General features: G+C 62.4%; 19 protein-coding genes. 8 read left to right on the top strand and 11 right to left on the bottom strand.

The window, feature by feature from the left end:
* Positions 1–42: 42 nt before the first annotated feature.
* From QRN53_RS02050 to QRN53_RS02025, 6 genes are all read right to left on the bottom strand, one after another.
* Positions 43–459 carry a TadE/TadG family type IV pilus assembly protein gene (locus tag QRN53_RS02050; RefSeq protein ID WP_285242363.1) on the bottom strand — a complete coding sequence of 139 codons (417 nt, stop codon included), beginning with the start codon at positions 457–459 and terminating at the stop codon, positions 43–45.
* Positions 460–462: 3 nt separating this feature from the next.
* Positions 463–714 (bottom strand): hypothetical protein, encoded by a 252-nt coding sequence (locus tag QRN53_RS02045; protein ID WP_285242362.1) that lies wholly within the window; start codon positions 712–714, stop codon positions 463–465.
* 68 nt (positions 715–782) lie between these two features.
* Positions 783–1,724, bottom strand: a complete 942-nt coding sequence (locus tag QRN53_RS02040) for a type II secretion system F family protein (protein WP_285242361.1) — start codon at positions 1,722–1,724, stop codon at positions 783–785.
* Positions 1,721–2,578, bottom strand: a complete 858-nt coding sequence (locus QRN53_RS02035) for a type II secretion system F family protein (protein WP_285242360.1) — start codon at positions 2,576–2,578, stop codon at positions 1,721–1,723. Before QRN53_RS02035 ends, QRN53_RS02040 begins: the two co-directional genes overlap by 4 nt.
* Positions 2,575–3,798 carry a TadA family conjugal transfer-associated ATPase gene (locus QRN53_RS02030; protein ID WP_285242359.1) on the bottom strand — a complete coding sequence of 408 codons (1,224 nt, stop codon included), beginning with the start codon at positions 3,796–3,798 and terminating at the stop codon, positions 2,575–2,577. The genes QRN53_RS02035 and QRN53_RS02030 overlap by 4 nt, the downstream gene beginning before the upstream one ends.
* A gap of 277 nt (positions 3,799–4,075) precedes the next feature.
* Positions 4,076–5,377, bottom strand: a complete 1,302-nt coding sequence (locus QRN53_RS02025; protein WP_285242358.1) for a hypothetical protein — start codon at positions 5,375–5,377, stop codon at positions 4,076–4,078.
* A gap of 705 nt (positions 5,378–6,082) precedes the next feature.
* Here QRN53_RS02025 and QRN53_RS02020 point away from each other — a divergent pair.
* Both QRN53_RS02020 and QRN53_RS02015 read left to right on the top strand, forming a co-directional pair.
* Entirely contained in the window at positions 6,083–8,140 is a 2,058-nt protein-coding gene (locus QRN53_RS02020; protein ID WP_285242357.1) for a lysozyme, read from the top strand.
* A gap of 136 nt (positions 8,141–8,276) precedes the next feature.
* Positions 8,277–9,554 carry a lipopolysaccharide biosynthesis protein gene (locus QRN53_RS02015; protein ID WP_285242356.1) on the top strand — a complete coding sequence of 426 codons (1,278 nt, stop codon included), beginning with the start codon at positions 8,277–8,279 and terminating at the stop codon, positions 9,552–9,554.
* A gap of 40 nt (positions 9,555–9,594) precedes the next feature.
* Here QRN53_RS02015 and QRN53_RS02010 read toward each other — a convergent pair whose 3' ends face one another.
* Genes QRN53_RS02010 through QRN53_RS01995 form a run of 4 tightly spaced genes read right to left on the bottom strand, consistent with a single transcriptional unit; the run spans position 9,595 to position 13,809 of the window.
* Entirely contained in the window at positions 9,595–10,590 is a 996-nt protein-coding gene (locus tag QRN53_RS02010; RefSeq protein WP_285242355.1) for a glycosyltransferase, read from the bottom strand.
* Between the two features lie 9 nt (positions 10,591–10,599).
* Positions 10,600–12,024, bottom strand: a complete 1,425-nt coding sequence (locus tag QRN53_RS02005) for a sugar nucleotide-binding protein (RefSeq protein WP_285242354.1) — start codon at positions 12,022–12,024, stop codon at positions 10,600–10,602.
* Positions 12,025–12,027: 3 nt separating this feature from the next.
* Positions 12,028–13,026 carry a dTDP-glucose 4,6-dehydratase gene (gene rfbB, locus QRN53_RS02000; RefSeq protein ID WP_285242353.1) on the bottom strand — a complete coding sequence of 333 codons (999 nt, stop codon included), beginning with the start codon at positions 13,024–13,026 and terminating at the stop codon, positions 12,028–12,030.
* Positions 13,027–13,056: 30 nt separating this feature from the next.
* On the bottom strand, positions 13,057–13,809 hold the full coding sequence (locus tag QRN53_RS01995; protein WP_285242352.1) for a glycosyltransferase: 753 nt from the start codon (positions 13,807–13,809) through the stop codon (positions 13,057–13,059).
* Positions 13,810–14,061: 252 nt separating this feature from the next.
* Here QRN53_RS01995 and QRN53_RS01990 point away from each other — a divergent pair, with 252 nt between their 5' ends.
* From QRN53_RS01990 to QRN53_RS01965, 6 genes are all read left to right on the top strand, one after another.
* On the top strand, positions 14,062–14,778 hold the full coding sequence (locus QRN53_RS01990) for a glycosyltransferase family 2 protein (protein WP_502934811.1): 717 nt from the start codon (positions 14,062–14,064) through the stop codon (positions 14,776–14,778).
* Positions 14,778–15,167: a DUF2304 domain-containing protein gene (locus tag QRN53_RS01985; RefSeq protein WP_285242350.1), complete on the top strand. Its 390-nt coding sequence runs from the start codon at positions 14,778–14,780 to the stop codon at positions 15,165–15,167. The genes QRN53_RS01990 and QRN53_RS01985 overlap by 1 nt, the downstream gene beginning before the upstream one ends.
* Positions 15,167–16,063 carry a glycosyltransferase family 2 protein gene (locus tag QRN53_RS01980; protein WP_285242349.1) on the top strand — a complete coding sequence of 299 codons (897 nt, stop codon included), beginning with the start codon at positions 15,167–15,169 and terminating at the stop codon, positions 16,061–16,063. The genes QRN53_RS01985 and QRN53_RS01980 overlap by 1 nt, the downstream gene beginning before the upstream one ends.
* Positions 16,063–16,986: a glycosyltransferase gene (locus QRN53_RS01975; RefSeq protein ID WP_285242348.1), complete on the top strand. Its 924-nt coding sequence runs from the start codon at positions 16,063–16,065 to the stop codon at positions 16,984–16,986. The genes QRN53_RS01980 and QRN53_RS01975 overlap by 1 nt, the downstream gene beginning before the upstream one ends.
* 43 nt (positions 16,987–17,029) lie before the next feature.
* On the top strand, positions 17,030–17,893 hold the full coding sequence (rfbA, locus tag QRN53_RS01970) for a glucose-1-phosphate thymidylyltransferase RfbA (RefSeq protein WP_285242347.1): 864 nt from the start codon (positions 17,030–17,032) through the stop codon (positions 17,891–17,893).
* Between the two features lie 62 nt (positions 17,894–17,955).
* Complete coding sequence (locus QRN53_RS01965; protein ID WP_285242346.1) at positions 17,956–19,929, top strand: DUF6541 family protein; 1,974 nt, start codon at positions 17,956–17,958, stop codon at positions 19,927–19,929.
* A gap of 102 nt (positions 19,930–20,031) precedes the next feature.
* Here the strand turns inward: QRN53_RS01965 and QRN53_RS01960 are convergent, their stop codons facing one another.
* Positions 20,032–22,122 (bottom strand): acyltransferase family protein, encoded by a 2,091-nt coding sequence (locus QRN53_RS01960; RefSeq protein WP_285242448.1) that lies wholly within the window; start codon positions 22,120–22,122, stop codon positions 20,032–20,034.
* Positions 22,123–22,176: the final 54 nt, after the last annotated feature.

Here is a 22,176-nt window from a genome sequence, read left to right as displayed (position 1 = left end):
AACGTGCTCGCGGTTCCGGGCGGCCTGTCAGGTGCGCCCGGATCACGGCTGGATGGCTGCATGCCCTTTCACCTCCAACATGTCCCGGGGGCCGATCAGGCCGATGACAGGCAGTGGTGACCTGACGGTAACTTCCAGCGTGCGCGTTCCCTGCAGATTCACTTCCCTGGTGCTGACCTGCTCGGCAAATCCGGGGTTTAGTGCAATCACAATGAGGCTGCGGGTCCGGTCCTCCGCATCTGCAGCGCTGCGGTCTGCCAAGGTCCCGTACCGGGCCCCGGACGCGGCAGCATCGATAAGTGTGTTCCGAACGTGCAGGACCAAGGTCAGCTGGATGATCGCGAGGAAGAACAACGTGAGCAGCCCGCCGACGAGGACAAAGTCCACGACGGCGGCTCCCCGCTCCCCCTGGGAGGGCAGCCCGGGACGCGCCCCGAGCCCTGGAGCGGATCGTGCCATGGATCAGTTCCCTACTTTATCCATGGCCTGGTTGAACATGGCTTCCAGTGCCGGGCCGGCGAGCGCCAGGAGAGCCGCCACCAGGACGGCGGACATGAGTGTAATCATTACCCAACCCGGCACGTCCCCACGTTCGGGGTTGTCGCCCGGAGCCATTTCCGATCGGCGCCGGTTTCCCGGGGGCTGTATTCCACACTGCAACAGAGCAGCTATTCCGATAAACAGCACGAAGAGACGGTTTCCGATCATTTTCATGTTGCATCCTTTCCTGATTTATATGTCCTTACAGGGGCCGCAGCACGACTGAGTGCCGTCCACAGCCCTTAGAAGCCCAAATTGATCGCTGCAATGCCCGGGAAGACGGCGAATACCACCGTCAGCGGGAGGACCCCGAAGACCAACGGCACCATCATCGCTATTTCTTTCCTGCCTGCGGCTTCCATGAGGTCGCGCTTGGCCGAATCACGGACATCCTGGGCTTGGGCGCGGAGCACTTCCGCAAGAGGGGTTCCCCTGTCCACTGCAACGATGATGCCGTCAACAAACCTGACCAGGGGCGCAAGGTCAGTGCGTGCCGAAAATTCCTCCAAGGCGAGGATGAGGGGTTTGCCTGCCCTTGTCTCTGCGAGGATCTTGGCAAATTCCTTGGACAGTTCTCCGTGGGCGCTGCGGCAGACCCGGTCCAATGCACCCGTCGCGCTTTCTCCCGCGCTGACGGCCAAGGCCATCAGCTCAGCCAGGCTGGGGAACTCAGCCATCATGCGGGCCTCCCGGCGTCGGACTTGGGCGCCCAACCAGTAATCCCGCAGTACAAAACCTGCTGCTGCGCTGCCGATGGTTAGGGCAGCCGCGAAGAGCGGACTGAACCTTCCTGCGGCGGCTCCAATGACTGTGAATGTCAGGGATATGGCAAACCCGGCCGCTGCCCACAGCAGCTGTTCCGCGCGGAAGTCAAGGGGCGACTTGCTGATCCCCGCCTGGGCAAGCCGCCGCTCCGTGGCTCCCGGCGACGGGTTCAACCGGGCCAATGCGGAAAGCCAGTCACGGAAGACCGGACGCAGAATCCGTTCCAGCGGCCCGAATGGTGTCAAGGTCTGTTTGCCCGCGTTCAGGAGCCGCGACTCCAGGTTCTGGGACTTAAGCTGGGGCTCGATCCGTTCAGAAAGTGTCATGGCACGCATTGGCGGGGACCTGAAGACTGCCAGCCACAAGCCGAGTCCAAGGCCCATTCCACAGACAACAGCGGCGGGCGGGATGACCATCATCGGAGCACCCTTTCGTCCTGGGGCAGGGCGCCGATCTTCAACATGACGGTGTAGCAAATGAGCGAGACAACAAGACCGCCCACCAGGACTGCCGCGCCCATGGGCGTGTTGTACGCCTGGATTGCTTCCGGTCTGGTTGCCAGCAGGACCAGTACGATCCACGGAGCGGCAACAGCAAGCCGAGCCGCGTTGATCGTCCAGGACTGCCGCGCTTCGAGCTCACTGCGTGTGCGGGCGCTTTCGCGGAGGAATTCTCCCAAGGTACCGAGCAGCCGGCCCAGATCGGAGCCGCCCACTTCACGGGTGAGCCGCAACGCTTCCACGATACGGTCTGCCACGGGGTCGGCAAGCCGGTTTTTGAGTTTGTTCAGGGAGCCGTCGAATTGGCCGCCGGCACGGTAGTCGGCGCCGAACTCCCGGAACAGAGGCCGGAGCTCTTCGGGCCCTTTGTCGCCGAGTTGGATGAGGGCTTCAGGCAGCGGGAGGCCGGCGCGGATTGCCGAGCGCAGGTGGTCAACGACGTCGGGCCAGAGCTGGCGCAGCAGCGCCGTCCTTTTTCGTGCCCGCCAGCGGAGCAGCGTGATTGGCAGCCACGCTCCGAAAAGTCCGAAGCAGCCGGCGATCGGCCATGAACGGCTGATCGCGAAGAAGGCAAGGGCAATGAACAGTCCCATGCCCAGGCAGGTCCCCACCAGTCCCCGGGCGGATACTTTCTCGACGCCGGCGGCACTGAGCAGGTCGCTGAGGCGTCCGGGCTTCCGCTCCCGGCGTCCGGTATTTGGGGTCTCCCAGGATGACCACCAGATGAGGAAGAAGCCAACCCCCGCAGTGGCCCCCAATATCGCGGAATTCATCGAGCATCCAACAGTGCGGCGACGTCGTAACCGGCCCGGGTGAATTTTTCAGCCGCCGGCATGGCGTTTGCCCTGGGCTGCAAAACGCCGTTCTCCAGGGCAAAGACAAGCGAGGATTCTATGATGCCGTTCTCCACGCGTCGCCCCAGTGAAAGGATCTGCGTTACCTGTCTCCGCCCGTCTGCCTGCCTGCTGCAGTGCACGACGAGATCGATGCATGATGCGACTGTGGGCAATACGAAGGCGCTTGAGATATTTTCCCCGGCCAGTAACGGCAGCGTGCAAATCTTGGTGACAGCGTCGTGGGCAGAGTTAGCGTGGACGGTACACATCCCGGGAAGTCCACTGTTCAGTGCAATCAGCATGTCCAGGCTCTCCGCTTCGCGGACCTCCCCCACCACCAGCCTGTCGGGCCGCATCCGCAGCGCTTCCTTCACCAGACGCCGGAGCGGGATCTCGCCTTCACCCTCCAAGTTGGGTTGGCGGCACTGGAGGCCGACCACATCGCGCAGCGGGAACTGGAGTTCGAAGATTTCTTCAACCGTGATCACGCGTTCCCGGCTGCCGATACTGGCCGCCAGGCAATTCAGCATGGTGGTCTTTCCGGCCTGTGTTGCGCCGGAAACCAGGATGTTCAGGCCGCTGGAAACTGCCGCCCCAAGGAACCGGGCAGATTGGTGCGTCAGCGTTCCGAGCTCAACAAGGTGCTCAAGTCGGCTCGCCTTCACCACGAATTTGCGGATGTTAACCGCCCAGTGGCGGCGGGTGACGTCCGGGATGACGACGTGAAGCCTGGAGCCATCCGGGAGAGCAGCATCCACGAAGGGCGACGACATGTCCAGGCGCCTGCCCGAGCTTTTCAACATACGCTCCACGAGGTCGCGCACCTGCTGCTCAGTGAGGCTCAATGACGTCAGCTCGGACTCGCCATTACGCGCCACGAAGATTTCGTTCGGGGCGTTGAGCCAAATCTCCTCGATCGAAGGATCGTCGAGCAGCGGCTGAAGCACACCGAACCCTGCAACCGCGTCGAACAGGAATCTGCGGGCTGCGTCCAGCGGCCCGATGGGCGGAAGCGGTCCGATCAAAGCCCGCTCGTCATAGTCGGTGACCGCAGCTTCCACCAGGCGCCGGACTTCGCCCGCTTGCCGGAGCGGATCCAATCCGCGGCGGCGGATAAGTTCGCGGACCTCGTCCTCAACTATTCCCAGCGCGTCCATATGTTCCCCCATACAAATGCCACCTCCATCGGAGGCAGTGCGACTGGGTAACAGCCTAGGGAGCGTACACCATGCTGCCAAGTCATATGGGTGCGCCTGTGGACAAAGACGCCCATCCTCCGGCGGCAGTCCCAGAAGATCAGCTAGCGGACGCTGGGAACACGATCTTCAATCGACAACGCCAGAACAATGCCAACATGTGCACCAGCAATGCACTGGCGTGGAATTTTCGCCGGGCTTGTCAGGCGCCGATGTTCTCCGGACCAAGCCAGGCGTTTCACCTTCGCAAGATGGCGCAAGGCACATCCACCTTCCAGTTTCCCGGCGCCGTTGCGACCGCGTGCGCAGCCATCTCCGGGTTCTCCGCGCAGGCCGCGCGGGCGTCGGCAACTCCCACAGCCCAGATGGGACCGTCTTGGCGGAATGAAAAAGAGGGGAAGAAATACAAGCACTGCAAGAGGGCGAATACGGCCAGCACCGAAGTTGCGGCCTTGGCAGAAGTTTCTTCCAAAGCGACTGCTAAGAGGGGAAGGATGGCAAGAAGGAACATGGACGGCAATACGCTGTATCGGCCCAGCAGGAATTCATGCCACTGGGCGGCCTGGAATTCCGCGTAGTTGAACTCTTTCGAGAAATTGAAAAGCACGGCCGCAGCCCAAACGCCCACGGACGCCGCAACAGCGACCAGGGCAACGAAACGATGGGCAGCAGTGCTCCTGAACAAGAGAAAGAGAAAGGCCGCGAAAAAAGGGAGGGCCGCCAACACAATAGGGAGTGCCCCAAAGTTCAAAATAAGCAGCGCAATTTGATTGGACGTACCGAACATTACTGCCGAGCTGCTGTTGAGGAACCAACCGGCCACGACAGACAGAAAGTTTGCAGGCTCAAACGGAGCGGAACGCGGATAACTTACGGTCGTGAAGACCTGGCATGCGATACCGATTAACAACCCGGCCCTGGCAGGCCATAACTTCCTTTCCCGGAACTGGTAGAGGAAGAGCGGCACGAACATCAGCGTGAGGATCTCAGTCAGGGACGCGAGCGCAGCCACAACAAATAGAACAATTCCTTCGGCCCCGTTCCGCGCCGGCTTGATGAGAAGCCAGGGAGCCAGCCAAAGCAGGTACCAGTGGAGGTTGGCAAGGTTCCCCGAGGTCTCCAGCGCCGCGGGTGCCACGAGGATCGTGATCGATGCCCACGCCAGCCTCGGCACAAGTCGTGTCGAGATGGCACTGGCACAGAGGAAGACCATGAAGGCTACGAGACCAACGATCAGGCTGCTCAGAAGTGAGATAGCCACGGCATAAGCGTCCACGGGGAAAAGCCGGACAACGAATGCGGCCGCAAGTCGAGGCACCACGTGCAAGTAACCCTGGTAAGGGGAAAAGACTCCGAGAATTCCAGGACGTGCCAGTGCATCCTGGACGAAGACAGCTCCATCTTCTGCCCAGATGGTCCCTTGGGCCGTTGGGCTCAGCCTGGCGAAGGCAATAAGGCCCGCCCCCAAAACAGCGACCGGAGCTGCTGCCATTCTCCAGCCGAGCGCCATGGAAGCTTTTGAGCCGTGGTTGCTGTTCATCGTCCCCCATGACCCGCTGCGTTGAACGCACGAAGCCAACTAGATCTGGATGCGCGGTCAATGAAAGCCATCTGCGGACGCGCCTCATGAATGGTATCGGATGCGCCGGCGATTCAATCAAAGCCCTGCTGGCGGCGATACCTCACACGAGCCCCAGCAGAAACACCCATACCACTAGTCCCCCACGCAACACGATGCTATGGTGAGCGCGTTAAGTGTCAATAACCCTGTTCCGCGCGTCCCTGGGGGGACCACCGGTGCAGCAAACCAGATGGGCGTTCGGGGGAGCGCGCATTGTCTTCCGGAGCCAATATGAAGCGGAACCTGTCTCAGTCCCGTACCCCATTCCTGAAGTACCTAGGGGTGGTTCCGCTCGCGCTTGCTCTTGTCGTTGGCCCGGGTCTCACCGGACCCGCCTTCGCTCTTGAACCGAGCCCGGCGCCCACTCCACCCGCTCCCTCGGCTTCAGCCACGGCCTCCCCTTCTGCCACGCCGCCATCCGCCGCCAGCAGCACAGCGCAGCCCTCACCGCTTCCTACGAAGAGCGCCGCGGCTGCCCCATCCCCACAACCCCAATCCATGGCCGACGCCATCGGACCCGGTGGTGCGCAAATGGGGCAGCGTTCAGCAAGGGTCACCTCTTCCAAGGCCCCGGCAAGCACCAAATCGGCCAGCATTGAAACCCTCTCAGCCCAAGGCACATGGATGCCGACATTCGGAGTCCAGGGGCTGGACGTCAGCTACTACCAGTCCGCAGTCGACTGGCAGCAGCAATGGAACATGGGAGCGCGCTTTGCCTATGTAAAAGCGTCCGAAGGCAACTACTACACGAACCCCGCCTACAGTTCCCAATACCAGGGATCCCGAAATGTAGGAATGATCCGGGGCGCCTACCATTTCGCGATTCCAAACTGGTCTTCCGGAGCCGATCAAGCCACCTATTTTGTCAACAACGGTGGAGGATGGTCCCCCGACGGATACACTCTGCCGCCGGTCCTCGACTTTGAATTCAATCCCTACGAGGGCAGGACCATCAACGGCTTCTACTTCGGCGATACCTGCTACAACATGTCGCCAGGCCAGTTGGCAGCCTGGGTCCAGGACTTTGGCAATACGGTCAAGTCACTCACCGGCAGGTTGCCCATGATCTACACCAATACGAGCTGGTGGAATCAGTGCCTTGGCACCCAGACAGGTTTCGGTGACTACCCGCTTTGGGCTGCTGCATATCCCGGCTCGCCCAGCAACGACGCCGGCGCCCTTCCCGCGAGTTGGTCGACGTACAGCGTCTGGCAATACAGCAGCACCGGCCCGATGGCCGGCGACTCGAATGTATGGAATGGTGATTACGCGTCGCTGCAACGATTTGCCGGATTTGCGTTGCCCACCGGCAGCTTCGACGACCTTTCAGTCGTCAGGAACGGGACCGACGTCGGCCTTCGGGCCAGGGGCTGGTCGGTCGATCTGGCCAATATCCCGGCCTCAAACCAGACACACGTCTACATCACCGGCCCTGATGGCACGACAACCGGCTATCCGTGGACTGCCGATGCTTCCCGTCCCGACGTCAACAATGTCTTTGGCTATGGATCGTCCCATGGCTTTGACGGCACCGTGCCCATCACCAAGTCGGGAACTTACAAGGCCTGCGCTTTCTCCATAGGTACCTTCGGGAACACCGCACTCGGCTGCAAGAGCATCACGGCTACCGGCGTTGAAGCCCCGATTGGGAATTTCGACAGCCTCAGCGAGGTCAGGACGGCTGACAAAGTCGCGGTCCAGCTACGCGGATGGGCAGTTGACCTGGCTAACCCAGCCGCCAGCACCTACGCGGATACCTACATTACGGGCCCGGACGGGGTCACGACCGGCTACCGCATGACCGCGAACACTTCCCGGCCCGATGTTCAGACAGTTACCGGCCTTGGTTCCAACCATGGCTTCGATTACCAAGTGACCTTGACGATGCCGGGGACCTATCAGGCGTGCACCTATGCAATAGGCCAGAACTCGAATCTGCCCCTTGGCTGCAAGAGCATCACTATTGCTGCCAGCCCGGCACCCATGGGTTCCTACGATGCTGTTTCGCTCGTTCAGGCGCCCAACACCGGCAACCTCCAGTTGAGCGGCTGGACTTTGGACCCGAGCTACCCGGGGAAGAACAACACGGTGAACGTGTACGTGTCGGCCAAGGACGGCACGCCCATAGCAAGTCCAGTCATGGTGACGGCCACGGCAAACCTTGCGCGGCCTGATGTGAACGCCGCCTTGAACACGATCGGCAACCACGGGTACCAAGCCCAAATCGCGATCAGCACCCCGGGCAACTACACCGTTTGCGCCAAGGCCGTCGGTGTTGCCCCCCTCTCGGCCGGCCCCACGCCGCTGGGCTGCCGCGACGTCACCGTGCGGTCGACTCCGCCCACCATGGGAAGCCTCGACGTTGCGGGCATCCAGGTCTCCAACGGCCAGGCGTCGTTGACCACCCAGGGGTGGACCCTTGATCCGGCCATGCCTGGTTCCTCAAACCCCGTGCACGTCTACATCACCTACCCTGACGGCACCACAAAGGGGTATCCGTTCACCGCCAACCTCAAACGGCCGGACGTCAATTCTGCCCTTCAGACCATCGGAGACCACGGATACTCCACCACCGTGCCAATTACTGCACGAGGCCAGTACACCGTGTGCACATACGGCGTGGCGGTCTCAGTGTTCAGTACCCTCAACACCCAACTGGGGTGCCGCAGCCTGGTGTACTAGGGCAGATCCCGGAATCACGGACAGGCAGGCGCCACCCTTGGAACGTAGGACGGACGAACGGAGCCGTCGCAGCACGCGATAGGATTCAGGACTGTACTTTGTCCGCCGGCACCTGCCGACGGACACTGTCCATCCCATGATCGGAGTCCCCACCTTGGCTGTGAAGGCCTTTCCCGCCCTGCTGACCCGCTTCGGCGGATTTGCGGCATCCCTCGTCTTCTCGACGGCCATCAATCTCCTGGCAATCCCCTTCGTCATTGTCACTCTTGGCAAAGAGACGTGGGGTGAACTGGCACTGGCCCAGGCCACTGCAGCCATCTTTGGGATCATCGTTGCGTTCGGGTGGGGAACCGTCGGAGCGGCGCTCGTCGCATCGCTGACTCCCCCGGAACGACCGCAAATGTATGTCGACTCTTTGGTCAGCAGGATCTACCTCTTCCTGATGGCGGCTCCCGTGATGTACGTCGTCATGTTGCTGATCACGCAAGACAGCCCGCAAGTGGCCGCGCTTGCATCCGTCAGTTACGTTCTGCCGTTCGTGGGCGCGTCGTGGTTCTTCATCGGCCAGGCCAAGCCGTGGAAACTGTTCTTCCTGGACGTCCTCCCGCAGGGGCTGGGGATCATCTCCGGAGTTCTGCTGATCCAGTTCGTCCCCGAGCCGATCGTATTTGTGGCCTGCTTGCTGTTTTTCAATCTCCTCGCCGTCCTGCTTGGCGCAGCCGGAGCCACCGCAAGAACAGGGCACCACGTCAAAGCCGACTTTCGCTTCACAGCCGCCATGGCGCGACTCAAGAGCCAAAAATACGGCGTCATCGCTGCCGGGACGGGCAGCCTGAACAGCAACCTCCCCATGCTGGCCGTGAACCAGGTCGTGACGGCGTCGCTCCCCCAGTACGCGCTGGCCGATAAGCTGTTCCGGTTTGCCGTTGCCGGATTCGGCCCCGTGCTGCAGGTTATCCAGGGGTGGATACCGGAAGGAGGCCCCGGTCAACGGGACCACCGTATCCGCACCGTCGCGAGACTGGCTCCCGTGGCGGGCTTGGTCGCCGGAGTACTTCTCGCAGCGCTGACGCCGTGGGCCAGTGCGTTGTTCTCAGGCGGGGAAATACTCATCGGCTACAGCCTCAGCGTCCCGTTCGGTCTGATACTCGGGGGCGTGATCGTGGCCCAGGTTGTAGGCCTCGCGTGCCTCATCCCGCTGGGAAAGGGCGCAGCCCTGGCAAAATCGACAGCTATCGGGGCAGCGTTCAACGTTCCGCTCATGTTCGCCCTGGGCATCGTCTGGGGCGCCCCCGGCGTCGCGTGGGCAGTTGGCGTTGCCGAGCTCATCGTGGCGGCCTACCAGCTCAAAGTTGTGCACGACAGTCTCCGCAGCTCTGCCCCGGTCACTGACACTGCAAGCAAGGCACCCTAAACGCCTGATGGCGAGGGGTGCGTTGCCCTGCAGTCTCCAACTAGTTCTTGCGTCCGCCCGCGCGAAAAAGCTCAACCGGGCTGCCGGCGACGAATTCGAGAAAGCATGGCCTCGCGATCTCACCGCGGCGCAACCCGGAAAGAAGCGTCCGCATGGTCGAGGCCCAGGAGTGGCCTGATTCAAAGGGAGCAAGTTCCCCACCGACACCTACACCAGCCGGCCCCACCCGTCGCACCAGCTCGTCTGCCATGGTCCGGCGCCAGCCGAAACTCAAGTCATTAGCAGTGCGAAGGAGGTCAAGGGGGCCGCTGCCCCCGCGGTACTTGCGCGACATGGCCGAGACATTCTCCAAGGACTTTGCCAGGCTCCTGCGGACCTCGACCTCGCCCAGGACGTTGGCGGCGTGCTGTACGTAATCCTGGACGATGTCGTCGACGATCAGCGCTCCCCCTGTGGCCTTGGCACACACGGCGAGCCAGTGGTCATGGACCTGGGTGATCGCCGCGAACCGGGGAAACGGCAGTGCCAGGTCCAGGAGGTCACGCCGGAAGAGGCAGAGACTTCCCGTCACCTGGTTCTGGGCGATCAACGATCCGAGGCTGACGTCCTTGCGGTACGTTGACTCGGCCACAATTTCATTCCCGGGGCGCCTGACCACACGGGCCTGCCCGGCAACGAGGCTGACGTCATCCAGGTGCGGAAGAAGCGTTTCGATCTTTGCCGGGTACCAGGAGTCGTCCTGGTCGGACAGCGCAACCCATTCGGCGTTGTCCGGGACGTGCTGGAGAACCCGCTCGAAATTTCCGTAGAACCCCAAGCGGTCCGGGAAACCGAGGACCTTGAAGCGCTGATCCCCGTTCAGCTCCCGGGCGACGAATTCCTGGACCTCAGCATGGCCGCCGTCGGCAGAAATCAGGCACTCAAAGTTGGTATGCGTCTGCGCCTGAATCGACAGCAGCTGGGCGCGGAAAAGGTCCCAGTCAGGTTTATATGCCGCCAGGGCGATGATTCCAAAGGAGCGGGAGTCAAAAGGCATGGTGAACGGCTAGACAGTCGCCGACTGCTGCGCAAGGTAAGCTTCGAGACCGTCCCGCGCAGTCCTCGGAGCGAAGCCCGCTGCCTTGATCTTCGCCAGATCCAGCACGCTGTTCAGCGGCCGCGGGGCGGCATCCTTGCCCTTGAAGTACTCTGCCGTGCTGACACCGGAAACTGCGTCACGGGACCCACCGGCCAGCGCGTAGACGTCCTTTGCGATGTCGGCCCAGGACTGCGGCTCACCGTCGTTTGTGAGGTTGTAGGTTCCATAGTCGGCTGCGTTATCGAGAAGATGCCGGATTCCCGCCGCAATGTCCTCGGTGAATGTCAGGCGGCCGATCTGGTCGTTGACCACTGACGGCTCAACCCCCCGGGCGGCGAGGGACGCCATCGTCCTGACAAAGTTGTTGCCCTCGCCGATGACCCAACTCGTGCGGAGGATGTAGTGGCGCGCAACCGTACTGACGATCGCGTCACCCGCTGCCTTGGTCTGCCCGTACACCCCCAGCGGGCTGAGAGGCTCGTCCTCGGAATGGATCGCCTCGGAACCATCGAAGACGTAGTCAGATGAGACGTGGACCAGGGTCAGGTCGTGCTCGACGGCGGTCTTGGCCAGGTGCGCGACCGCGGTCACGTTGTTGGACCAGGCGGCGACCCGGCCTTCAGGAGTCTCGGCGGCATCGACGGCCGTGTACGCGGCCGCATTGATGATGGTCGAGTAGTTCTTCCAGTTCCTGGCTGCGAATGATTCGGGATTGGTGACGTCGAACTCCGCCCGCCCGGCGAACTCCACGGACGCGTCCCCGGCGTAAAGGGTCCGCAGGGCCTTGCCCAGCTGACCGTTCGCCCCCACCACCAGCGTCTTCTTCGCAGGCATTGGCACTACGTCGGCCAACCGTGGGTGGGCTTTGTCCTTGTCGGACAGTTCGGCCTGGTCAAGCGGGATGGGCCATTGGACGGCTGCGGACTCATCGGCCAGGTTCAGGAAGGTGTATTGGCCCTGCGCATCGGCCGACCAGTGGTCATTCACCAAGTAGGTGTACGCAGTGTTGTCTTCCAGAGTCTGGAACGCGTTGCCCACCCCGCGGGGAATGAAGATGGCCTGGCTGGGGTCGAGTTCGGCCGTGAATACGCTGCCAAAAGACGGGCCTTCGCGAAGATCGACCCAGGCACCGAAGATGCGGCCGGTGGCAACGGAGATGAATTTATCCCAGGGCTCTGCATGGATCCCGCGGGTAGTGCCGGCCTTCTCGTTGAACGAGATGTTGTTCTGTACCGGCCGGAAATCGGGCAGGCCGAGGGCGAGCATCTTCTCACGCTGCCAGTTTTCCTTGAACCACCCCCTGTTGTCCCCGTGGACGGGCAGGTCGTAGACGACGACGCCGGGAATCGGGGTGTGGTGGGCGGCAAGCTTTTTAGAGAACTCGATGGTCATCGTTTACTGGCCCTGATCCTTGTACTTCGCTTCGGTCTGGGCCTTCTGGGGACGCCACCAGTCCTCGTTGGCCCGGTACCACGCAATGGTGTCCTCGATGCCCGCGTCAAAATTCGAGAACTGCGGGGACCAGCCGAGCTCGTCGCGCAGCTTGGTGGAATCGATGGCGTAGCGCAGGTCGTGGCCCGGGCGGTCCACCACGTGGTCATACGCATCCGGGGACTCACCCATGTGCTTGAGGATCAGCTCGACGACGTCTTTGTTGTTCTTCTCCCCGTCGGCGCCGATGAGGTAGGTCTCGCCGATCCGGCCCTTGGCAATGATCGCCAGGACAGCGGAAGAGTGGTCGTTGGCGTGGATCCAGTCGCGGACGTTCTCGCCCTTGCCGTAGAGCTTGGGCCGCACGCCGTCGATGATGTTCGTGATCTGGCGCGGGATGAACTTCTCCACGTGCTGATAGGGGCCGTAGTTGTTCGAGCAGTTGCTGATGGTCGCCTGCAGGCCAAAGGACCGCACCCACGCCCGCACCAGCAGATCCGAGCCCGCCTTCGTCGATGAGTAGGGACTGGACGGGTTATACGGCGTCTGCTCGGTAAAACGCTCCGGGTCATCCAGCTCAAGGTCTCCGTAGACCTCGTCCGTGGAAATGTGGTGGAAACGCTTGTTGTGCTTCCGGGCGGCCTCGATGAGGGTGTACGTGCCAATGATGTTGGTGTCCAGGAACGGACGGGGGTCGTGCAGGGAGTTGTCGTTGTGCGACTCGGCGGCATAGTGGACCACGACGTCGGCGGCGGCCACCAGCCGGTCCACCAGCTCTGCGTCGGCGATGTCACCCTGGACGAATTCGAACCTGTCCTCGGGCAGCCCCCTCAGGGATTCCATGTTGCCTGCGTACGTCAGCTTGTCCAGGACGGTTACACGGTCATCCGTGTTCTCAAGAACGTAGTGGACGAAGTTGGAACCAATGAAGCCGGCGCCGCCGGTGACAAGGAGATTCTGCATTAGCCCAGCTTAGCGTCTCGACCCTCCCCCTCACCGACCGCTGAGTCGTCGTGACGCCTCAACGACCAGCCGGGCGAGCATGAACCGTGCGGCCGCTATCCGCCGGAGCGAACGGAAGCCCGCCGGCGTCTCGTTTTGTTCATGAAGGCGCCGCAGGAGGCTCGGTGCTTCAAGGTGGGCAATCGACTGCGCAAGGTTGCCGCAGATGGCGATCCAAAGATCATGCGACTCGCGGACGTAGGACGGGATGGGGGTGACGACGTCAACAAAATCGCGTCGGAACGCCATGCCGCAACCGTAATAGGCGCGGTAACCAACCATGATTCCAACGAGGTTCGCAAGGCGCCGGCCGTTCATTTTCGCCGTCAATGGGGGGATCCATGGCCGGGGGCCGCCACCGAGCATGGCAAAGTTCGTGGCGACCACGGCTGAATCCCGGAGGCCTTCCAGCATGAGGGCGACCCGGCCGGGGACCCATACGTCGTCCTGGTCGGACAGGAAGATGAAGTTGCCCCTGCTCGCACCGATGGCAGCTTCAAACGCGCGGACGTACCCCACATTGCTGGCTCCCTGAATCAGCCGGATCCTCGGGTCGTTAAAACCGTTGATGACCTCAACGGTGTTATCGGGGGACGCGTCGTCGTAGATTACAAGCTCGTCCACGGCATCCAACTGGTCGAGTATTGAACGGATCTGGTCTGCGATGAAGGACGCACCCCGGTAGCTCGCCATGCAAACGCTGACACGGGTGGCGGAAGGAGCGCTGGGCGGGATGCTGGTCATGCAACCGACACTAACTGATTCACCCATATCTCCGGGTGTGGCAGCTGCGATGCGCTCCCGTGCCAGGTCCCGCGCCGTCGACTCGGCCGGGCCGGCCGGCACGCGCTAGGATGCGAACCACTGGCCGACTGGCTGGCGGGACCCGCCGCGGCCTGCCGGCTGCCCGCGCAGGGTACGGACGGTGCGCAATCGCCGCGTTGATATAGTTGGGACATTATGCGCAATTTGGAAAACAACCGTGTGTTGGTCATCATGCCGGCGTGGAATGAGGCTGATTGCGTAGGGGCAACCGTAGCCGAAGTGCTGAGACTCGACGAGCCCTACGACGTCCTGGTAGTCAACGACGGCTCTACCGACGGCACACCGCAGCTTGCAGCGGCGGCGGGCGCGACAGTCCTGAACCTGCCATTCAACCTCGGTGTCGGGGGTGCCATGCGGGCTGGATTCAAGTACGCCCAGCGCCTGGGCTACCGGCAAGTCATCCAGGTTGACGCAGACGGGCAGCACGACCCACGGAATATCCGCGAAGTGCTCAACGGCCTGGAATTGGCCGATATCTCCATCGGTGCCCGGTTCGCCGACCGCGGCGACTACACCGTGAAAGGCCCCCGCAAGTGGGCAATGAAGCTCCTGGCGAGCGTCCTGACCAAACTTGCCAAGACACCGCTGACGGATGTGACTTCCGGATTCCGCGCTGGAAACACCCGTGCGATTGCGCAGTATTTGGACCACTACCCGGCTGAGTATCTTGGAGACACGATCGATTCGCTGGTGGTGGCCATCCGGTCCGGCCTGAAGGTAACGCAGGTGCCCGTGGAAATGCGGCCCAGGCAGGGCGGCACGCCAAGCCACCACCCCATCAAAGCCGCCGTCTACCTCGGCCGCTCCTTCTTCGCACTCGCCTTCGCGCTCACGCGCAAGCGGTCAAACGTGGCTTTGCCCCTCCCCCTGATGGCAGGAAAGAACTGATGCCGAACATAGCCGCATTCTTCCTGGCCCTGGCCATCGTCGGGCTGGTCGCGGAGATGCTCCGGCGCAAGAAGCTGCGCGAAAAGTACGCTATCTGGTGGCTCGTCGTCGGAATTGCCACCCTGGTCCTTGCCGCCTTCCCGCAGCTCCTGGACTACGTAGCCCAGGCCGTCGGAGTCCAGCTGCCCTCCAACCTGTTGTTCATCCTCAGCATCCTCATGCTCCTGGGCGTCTGCCTGCATCTGTCCTGGGAGATCTCGGTCGTTGAAGAGGAGACCCGGGCCCTGGCCGAAGAAGTGGCCATTCTCCGGATCCAGATTGAACGGATCAACGAGGTGATGGTTGCCGGCCGCCCCGCAGGCAGCAAGGACCCGGAGGTTGAGCCCTAGTGCTGGAACCTTCGCTGGACATTTTCGTGCCCTACTGGGGCGATCCCGACTACATGAAGACCACGGTGGACAGCGTCCTTGCGCAAACGGATCCGCACTGGTTCCTGACTGTAGTGGATGACGCCTACCCGGATCCCACGGTGGAGGATTACGTACGGAAGATCAATGACCCGAGGATCACGTACATCAAGAAGGCCACGAACGAAGGCATCACCGAGAGTTTCCGGACCTCCATCCAGATGGCCAAGCAGGATCTGGTCGCCGTAGTTGGCTGCGACGACATCCTCCTGCCAAATTATGTGGAAACCGTGCTCCAGGCTTACAGCGACAACCCTGACGCGGACATCATCCAGCCAGGGGTCCAGGTGATCGATGCGGCAGGCAACCCGGCACGCACCCTCGTGGACACCGTCAAACAACGGCTCCTCAGGCCTTCGGCAGGGGCTCCCCTGCTCCTGTCCGGTGAGAGGCTTGCCACGAGCCTCCTGCACGGCGACTGGCTGTACTGGCCCTCGCTCACCTTCAAGACCTCGTCCGTTCGCACCGTCGATTTCCGCAATGAGTTCCGCATCATCCAGGACCTCGCCCTCATCATCGACATGATCCTCCAAGACCGCTCACTGCTGGTGATACCCACCGTTGCCTTCGCTTACCGGAGACATACCGAAAGCGCGTCTTCCCTTTTGCTCCAGGACGGCTCCCGCTTTGACGGCGAACGCGAGTACTTCAGCCTCGCAGCCACGCTCACCCGGTCGCGGGGCTGGCGCCGCGCGGAACGCGCCGCAAAGCTTCGCCTCACGTCGAGGCTTCATGCCTTGTCCCTCATGCCCGGACTGCTCAAAGCACGCAACCTCGGAGCAATCCGCACCATGGCCAGGCACGGGTTGGGCGCCTGATGGCTGATCGCTCCCGAAGCACCCTGACGGCCGCCGTCGTCAGCACCTTCAATCCTCACCGCAACGTCCTGGAGAATTGCGCGGCACTGCTGGACCAGTGCCTGGACGTCGTGGTCGTCGACGACGGCAGCACCGCCGCGGACGAGTCCGTCTATGCGGAACTGGAGGCACTCGGCTGCACAATTTTGCGGCTCCGGCAAAACTCCGGGATTGCGGCGGCCCTGAACAGCGGCGTCGCCCTGGCACGGTCCCGCCACCCGTCGCTTGCCTTCATCCTCACCATGGACCAGGACTCGCTGGTGCAGCCCGGATTCGTCCAGGGCCTTGAAGACGCTGCCGGCGCGGCAACCACCGCCGGGCTCGGGGTGGGGATGGTGGCCCCGGGGAAAGTCAGCGGACTGCCACGGCGGGTGGTACGAACCCAACAGGGAGTGACCATCGGGGACGAACCGGTCCAGTCAGGCCTCCTGATTCCAACGTCCGCCCTGGATGCCGTGGGGCCCTTCAATGAACAGCTGTTCATTGACGGTGTGGACAGCGAGTTCTACCTGCGCGCCAAGGCCCGACAGCTGCATTGCGTCCTTGCCCTTGACTGCTCACTGAGCCATTCGCTCGGCACCATGGTTCCGGCCCGCCTGGGTCCGTGGCCTGTCGCCTGGCGTGGACAGCCTTTGCAGGTGAGGACGGCGTCCACCTGGCGCTATTACTTCATTGTGCGCAACCGCGTCCTGCTCGCGGCCAGGTTTGCGCGCCAGGAACCTTACTGGACCGTGCGGGGATTAGTCACGGACCTCCGGCATCTGGCCATCGTCAGCATCCTTGCCCCCGGCAGGCGCCAGCGCCTCGCCGCAGCCCGCCAAGGCCTCGCGGACGGACTCCGACGGAAGTCAGGCCCAGGGCCCGCGCGGCAGCCCGGCACTTGACCCCGTTTTGGCCATGGCTGCGTCGTGGGGAATGATTGATCCCATGCGTGGAATTATTCTGGCCGGCGGAACTGGATCGCGGCTGCACCCCATTACTCTTGGCATCAGCAAGCAGCTCGTCCCGGTGTACGACAAGCCGATGATCTACTACCCCCTTTCCACGCTGATCCTTGCTGGAATCCGGGACATCCTGATCATTACCACCCCGCATGACGCCGAGCAGTTCCAGCGCCTGCTGGGTGACGGATCGCAGTTCGGCATCAACCTTTCCTACGTACAGCAGCCCTCGCCCGATGGACTCGCACAGGCCTTCATCCTTGGTGCTGACCACATCGGCGACGAGACGGTGGCGCTTGTCCTCGGCGATAACATCTTCTACGGCCAGGGCATGGGAACCCAGCTTCGGAAGCACGCCGACATCGACGGCGGCGCCGTGTTTGGCTACTGGGTGAAGGACCCCAAGGCCTACGGTGTTGTTGAGTTCGACAACGACGGCAGAGCATTGTCCCTGGAGGAAAAGCCAGAGAAGCCCCGCAGCCACTATGCAGTACCCGGCCTCTATTTCTACGACAATGATGTCGTTGAGATTGCGCGGGACCTCAAGCCTTCTCCCCGCGGCGAACTTGAGATCACGGATGTCAACCGGACTTACCTTGAGCGGGGCAAGCTGCAGGTGGAGATACTCCCCCGCGGGACCGCCTGGCTGGACACCGGAACCTTCAATGACCTCAGTGACGCATCAAACTTCATCCGTACAGTCGAGAACCGCCAGGGACTGAAGATCGGTGCGCCTGAAGAGATTGCCTGGCGCCAGGGCTTCCTGACCGACGACGACCTCCGCCAGCGTGCCGAGCCTCTGGTGAAGAGCGGCTACGGCAGCTATTTGCTGGGACTCCTGGAGGACTAGGCCGCAGTGATGGCCACCGCGCCGTCCCCGGCCGATTTCCCGTCCTCGTTCCTGGAGTTTTAATGAGCTGGTTTTCCGTCCTGCCAACCGCCATAGCGTGCCTGCTTCTTCTCTTTGTTCCCGGCACGCTCCTGTTGTTGGCCCTGGGATTGCGAAATCCTGCCTTCCTGGCCGTCGCACCTGTCCTGACCGTCAGCGTCGTCTCGGCCAGCGCCATCATTGCCCCCTATCTCGGCATCGGGTGGTCGATCCTGCCCGTGGCGGCAGCAACGGTCCTCCTTGCGGCCGTCCTCTTCGCCATCCGAAGAATCCCGGCACTCCGCCAACCGGTGCCGCCTTGGCGGACTGCGCTGGCAGGGTCGCGGCGGATGCTGCTCCTGGCGGGCGTTGGCTTTGGCATTGGCGCCCTGTCCATAGCGGTTCAACTCCGGACCGCCTTCGGCAGGCCGGACAACATCTCCCAAACGTTTGACAACGTCTTCCACCTCAATGCCGTCCGGTACGTCTTGGATACTGGCAACGCATCATCAATGACGCTGACGGCAATGACCAACGGAGACAATCCGCCATACTTTTACCCGGCGGCATGGCATGGGTTGGCCTCTCTCCTTATCCAACTGACCGGCGCCCCTTTGCCGGCCGCTGTCAATGTCCTGGACCTCTGCATCGCTGCCGCCGTCTGGACCTTGGGCTGCATGTTTCTGGTGCGAACCCTGGCCGGGTCGAACCCCTATGCCGTGGGTGCAGCGGGGGTCCTGGCGGCCGGTTTCGGCTCCTTCCCGATCCTGCTGCTCGACTTTGGCGTCCTGTACCCCAACTTCCTTTCGGTAAGCATGCTGCCGGCAGCTTTGGCTTGCGTGAGCATCTTCTTCGGGAACCGGCAGTTCGTGAACGTCGGTCCGGCAGCCCGCTTCCTGCTGGCTCCCATGGCGGCGCTTGGCGTTGCAATTGCGCACCCCAACGGTGTCATGTCACTTTTCGCGCTCTCGGTACCCGTCTTGATTGCGGCCTGGGTCTTCCTTGCCGTCGACCGGCGCAGGGCCGGGCGGCCGGTCCGGCTCACCCTGGCGGCCGGGATCGGCCTGCTTGCCACGTTCGGCATCATGGCTGTCTTGTGGAAGATCATCAGGCCTCCCGCTGTGGCGGCGTTCTGGCCGCCAATCCAGACCCAAGGCCAGGCCTTGGGCGAAGTTCTTACCAACTCAGCCATGCAACGTCCCGTTGCATGGGCGGTGAGCGCCCTGGCCATCGCAGGGCTGGCAGTCGTGTTCCGGCGTCGCGCCACAGTCTGGCTCGCGGGATCGTTCATCATCGTCGCCCTGCTCTTCGTCGTTGTGTCAGCCGGCCCGGCAGGGCGGTACAGGGACCTGCTGACGGGGGTCTGGTACAACGACAGCTATCGTCTCGCAGCCCTCCTGCCCGTCGTCGGAGTGCCGCTGGCAGCGCTCGGTGCCGCCTGGCTGATCGAACGGCTGCAGGAACAGACCCTGAGGTTCCGGGGTAAAGCGGCCGCCGTGGCGGCTCCGGGATTCCTGCACAGTGCAGGCCCCGTTATTGCCCTCGTGGCCGTTGGCCTGCTGCAGGCACCGCCCATGGTGACCCCCGTGTTGTCTGCCCAGGCGAACTACTCGACGACCCCGGATTCTCCACTGGTCAGTTCAGATGAGATGGCCATCATCGATGAACTCGACAACTACGTGCCGGCGGATGCAACCGTCGCAGTCAACCCCTGGACCGGCGGAGCCATGGCCTTTGCCATTGCCGACCGCAACACTACGTCGAAGCACACCCTCACGACCTACACGAAAGCCACCGAACTGCTGAACGACAAGTTCCGTGAAGCAGCCACCGACCCCTCGGTGTGCGCGGCTGCACGGGCCGGCAATGTCCGCTACGTCCTTGACTTCGGCACGCGCGAAGTCCACGGCGGGAATCACGGTTTCCAAGGACTGCAAATCCCCGATGCGACTCCGGGCTTCAGGCTTCTGGACCAAAAGGGCGAGGCAAAGCTTTTCCAGGTAACCGCGTGCCAGTGACCTCCGTCCGCAGCCGGTAGCCCCCTCTGCAACCAGTGGTCCTGGGCGGACGGAGCTGTCGTGGTCTCCCCTGGGCAGCCAACTTGGAACGGCGGTTCTTGCCTAGAGCCTCAGCTTCCGCGAGAGGACCGGAGCCAAGGACTTGGCAAAGGTGCTAGTCAGGTGGTTGTCACGGTACACGAGCACGTTTCCGACTACTGCGGGGCAGGTTTCCTGCCGGCAAAGATAGTCGGACATGTCCAGCACCTCAACGCCCGGCACCTGGTCAGCTGCGCGTTGCAGCGGATCGTCCCCTCCGCTCCTGGCTACCTGGCACTGCGGTGACTCCGGGCCTCTGCGCTGCACGCAGTCGGGGACTGAGAAGGTCGGGTACGGACTGTCGAGGATAACGGCGACCCTCAGACCCGCGGTCCTGAGAGGCTTGATGAGGTCAACGTAGCCTTTCACCAGCGCATCCGGGGTGTCCCACTTCCAGTGGAGTGCCTGCTCATATCCACGGGGCACCATCCCGGAGATCACCACCAGGTCCGGCCGGAGGTCCAGGATCCTTTGCAGGGATACTTGGTTCTGCGCCGAACAGTTTGAATAGACTGTTGATTCATCGGCCGGTGGCACGGCACTGAACGGACACCCGTTACGGACCATCGCATGGATCTGCCAGCCAGCCGGTTTCCCGGCGAGCACCATAGGGTCCACGAACTGGGCAGCGTGGGAGTCACCCACGATCACCATGCGCCTGGATGAGTCCGGGTCGCCATAGACGCACTTTTCGGGACCCATGGCCGCAGGATCGTAGACGCCGCAGCCATCGCCTGCCGTCATCGGGAGGTCTTTCAACGCCAGGGAGGCTTCCGGCCGTATGGGAAGTCCGGCCGGGACTGGCTTTTCCTGCCCGGGATCAAAGGCCATGGCCCCCGGGTATTCGCGGGTGTTGAGCAAACTTTGGAGCTCTTGGGCTTTGGCCTCCACGATGCCCCACGGAACCAACGCGGACCCCGAGGTTGCAACCACTACACCCGCTGCCGTCAGGAAGGTGGCTGCGGAACGAAGCCGGACCCATGTGGTCCTCGCCTGGATTCTCTTGGAACTGGGACGAACATGCCTGAACCGCTGCTCGACGAAATGGTAGGAGAGGGTTGCGCAAAGGATGCTGAGCACCACGATCGCAGCACCGTGGAAGATCCCTGGTTCGCGGCCCAGGAAGTACACGTAAAAGACGACAATCGGCCAATGCCACAGGTACAGCGAATACGAGATATCGCCAATGAAGGTTACTGGCCTCCAGCTCAACAGTGCAGGCACGGAGAGGAATCCGGGCGCCGGATCCTGGCCTCCCGCACACAGAATCAATATCGTCGCCATGACTGGGATCAAGGCCAGGTAGCCCGGAAACGCCATGGACGTGGAGAACGTCCCAGCCGCGAAAGCAATGACTGCCAGGCCGGCCCACCCGGCAAGCAGCTTGGATTTGCGTCCCGGCAGGCCAGCCTTGAGGAGCACGGCAACCAGGCCTCCTGCCCCCAGCTCCCAGATACGGGTGCTCGTGGCAAAGTAGGCAATGTCGTGATAGGAAACCGACAGGAAGATGCTGTGGACGAACGAGAAGGCTGTGAGGACGGCGAGGACAGCGACGCAGGCAGATGGTGCAGCCCTTTTGAACTTCCGTGCGAGGAGAACCCCGCCAAGAAGCAAAATGGGCATGAAGATGTAGAACTGCTCCTCAACGGCCAGGGACCAATAGTGCTGGACCGGCGAAACCAAAGCTGTGGCGTGCGCGTAGCTGTTTGCACTGAACGCCTGGTTCCAGTTCTGAACCTGCAGCCCGGACGCGATCACGTCGAGGCTGATCGACTGCCATCTGCTTTGCGGAAGGAGCATCACCGTTCCAAGGACGATGACCAGAAGCACGAGGGTAGCAGCCGGAAGCAGCCGCACGATCCTTCGTTCGTAAAAGGACCACAAGTCAAGTCTGCCGGAGTTGGAAATCTCCCGAACGAGTGAACCCACGATCAGGAATCCGGAGATCACGAAGAAGACGTCAACGCCGACAAAGCCTCCGGGGAGAGCGGCCGGCCAGATGTGGTAGACGATGACCAGTCCCACTGCGACCGCACGGAGGCCCTGGATATCAGATCGGACAGATCCAGGTGTTCGACCACCTGGTGTGGACCGGACATGGCGGCCAACAAGCATCTCTACTGTTCGGGGCATCAGAGCCGCGATCTCATGCGGGTATTCATCAGAGAG

The organism is Pseudarthrobacter sp. fls2-241-R2A-127 (genome assembly GCF_030209355.1).
GTDB lineage: Bacteria > Actinomycetota > Actinomycetes > Actinomycetales > Micrococcaceae > Arthrobacter.
Note: the sequence above shows the minus strand (reverse complement) of the source record. Positions and strands in the feature narration are given on the sequence as shown.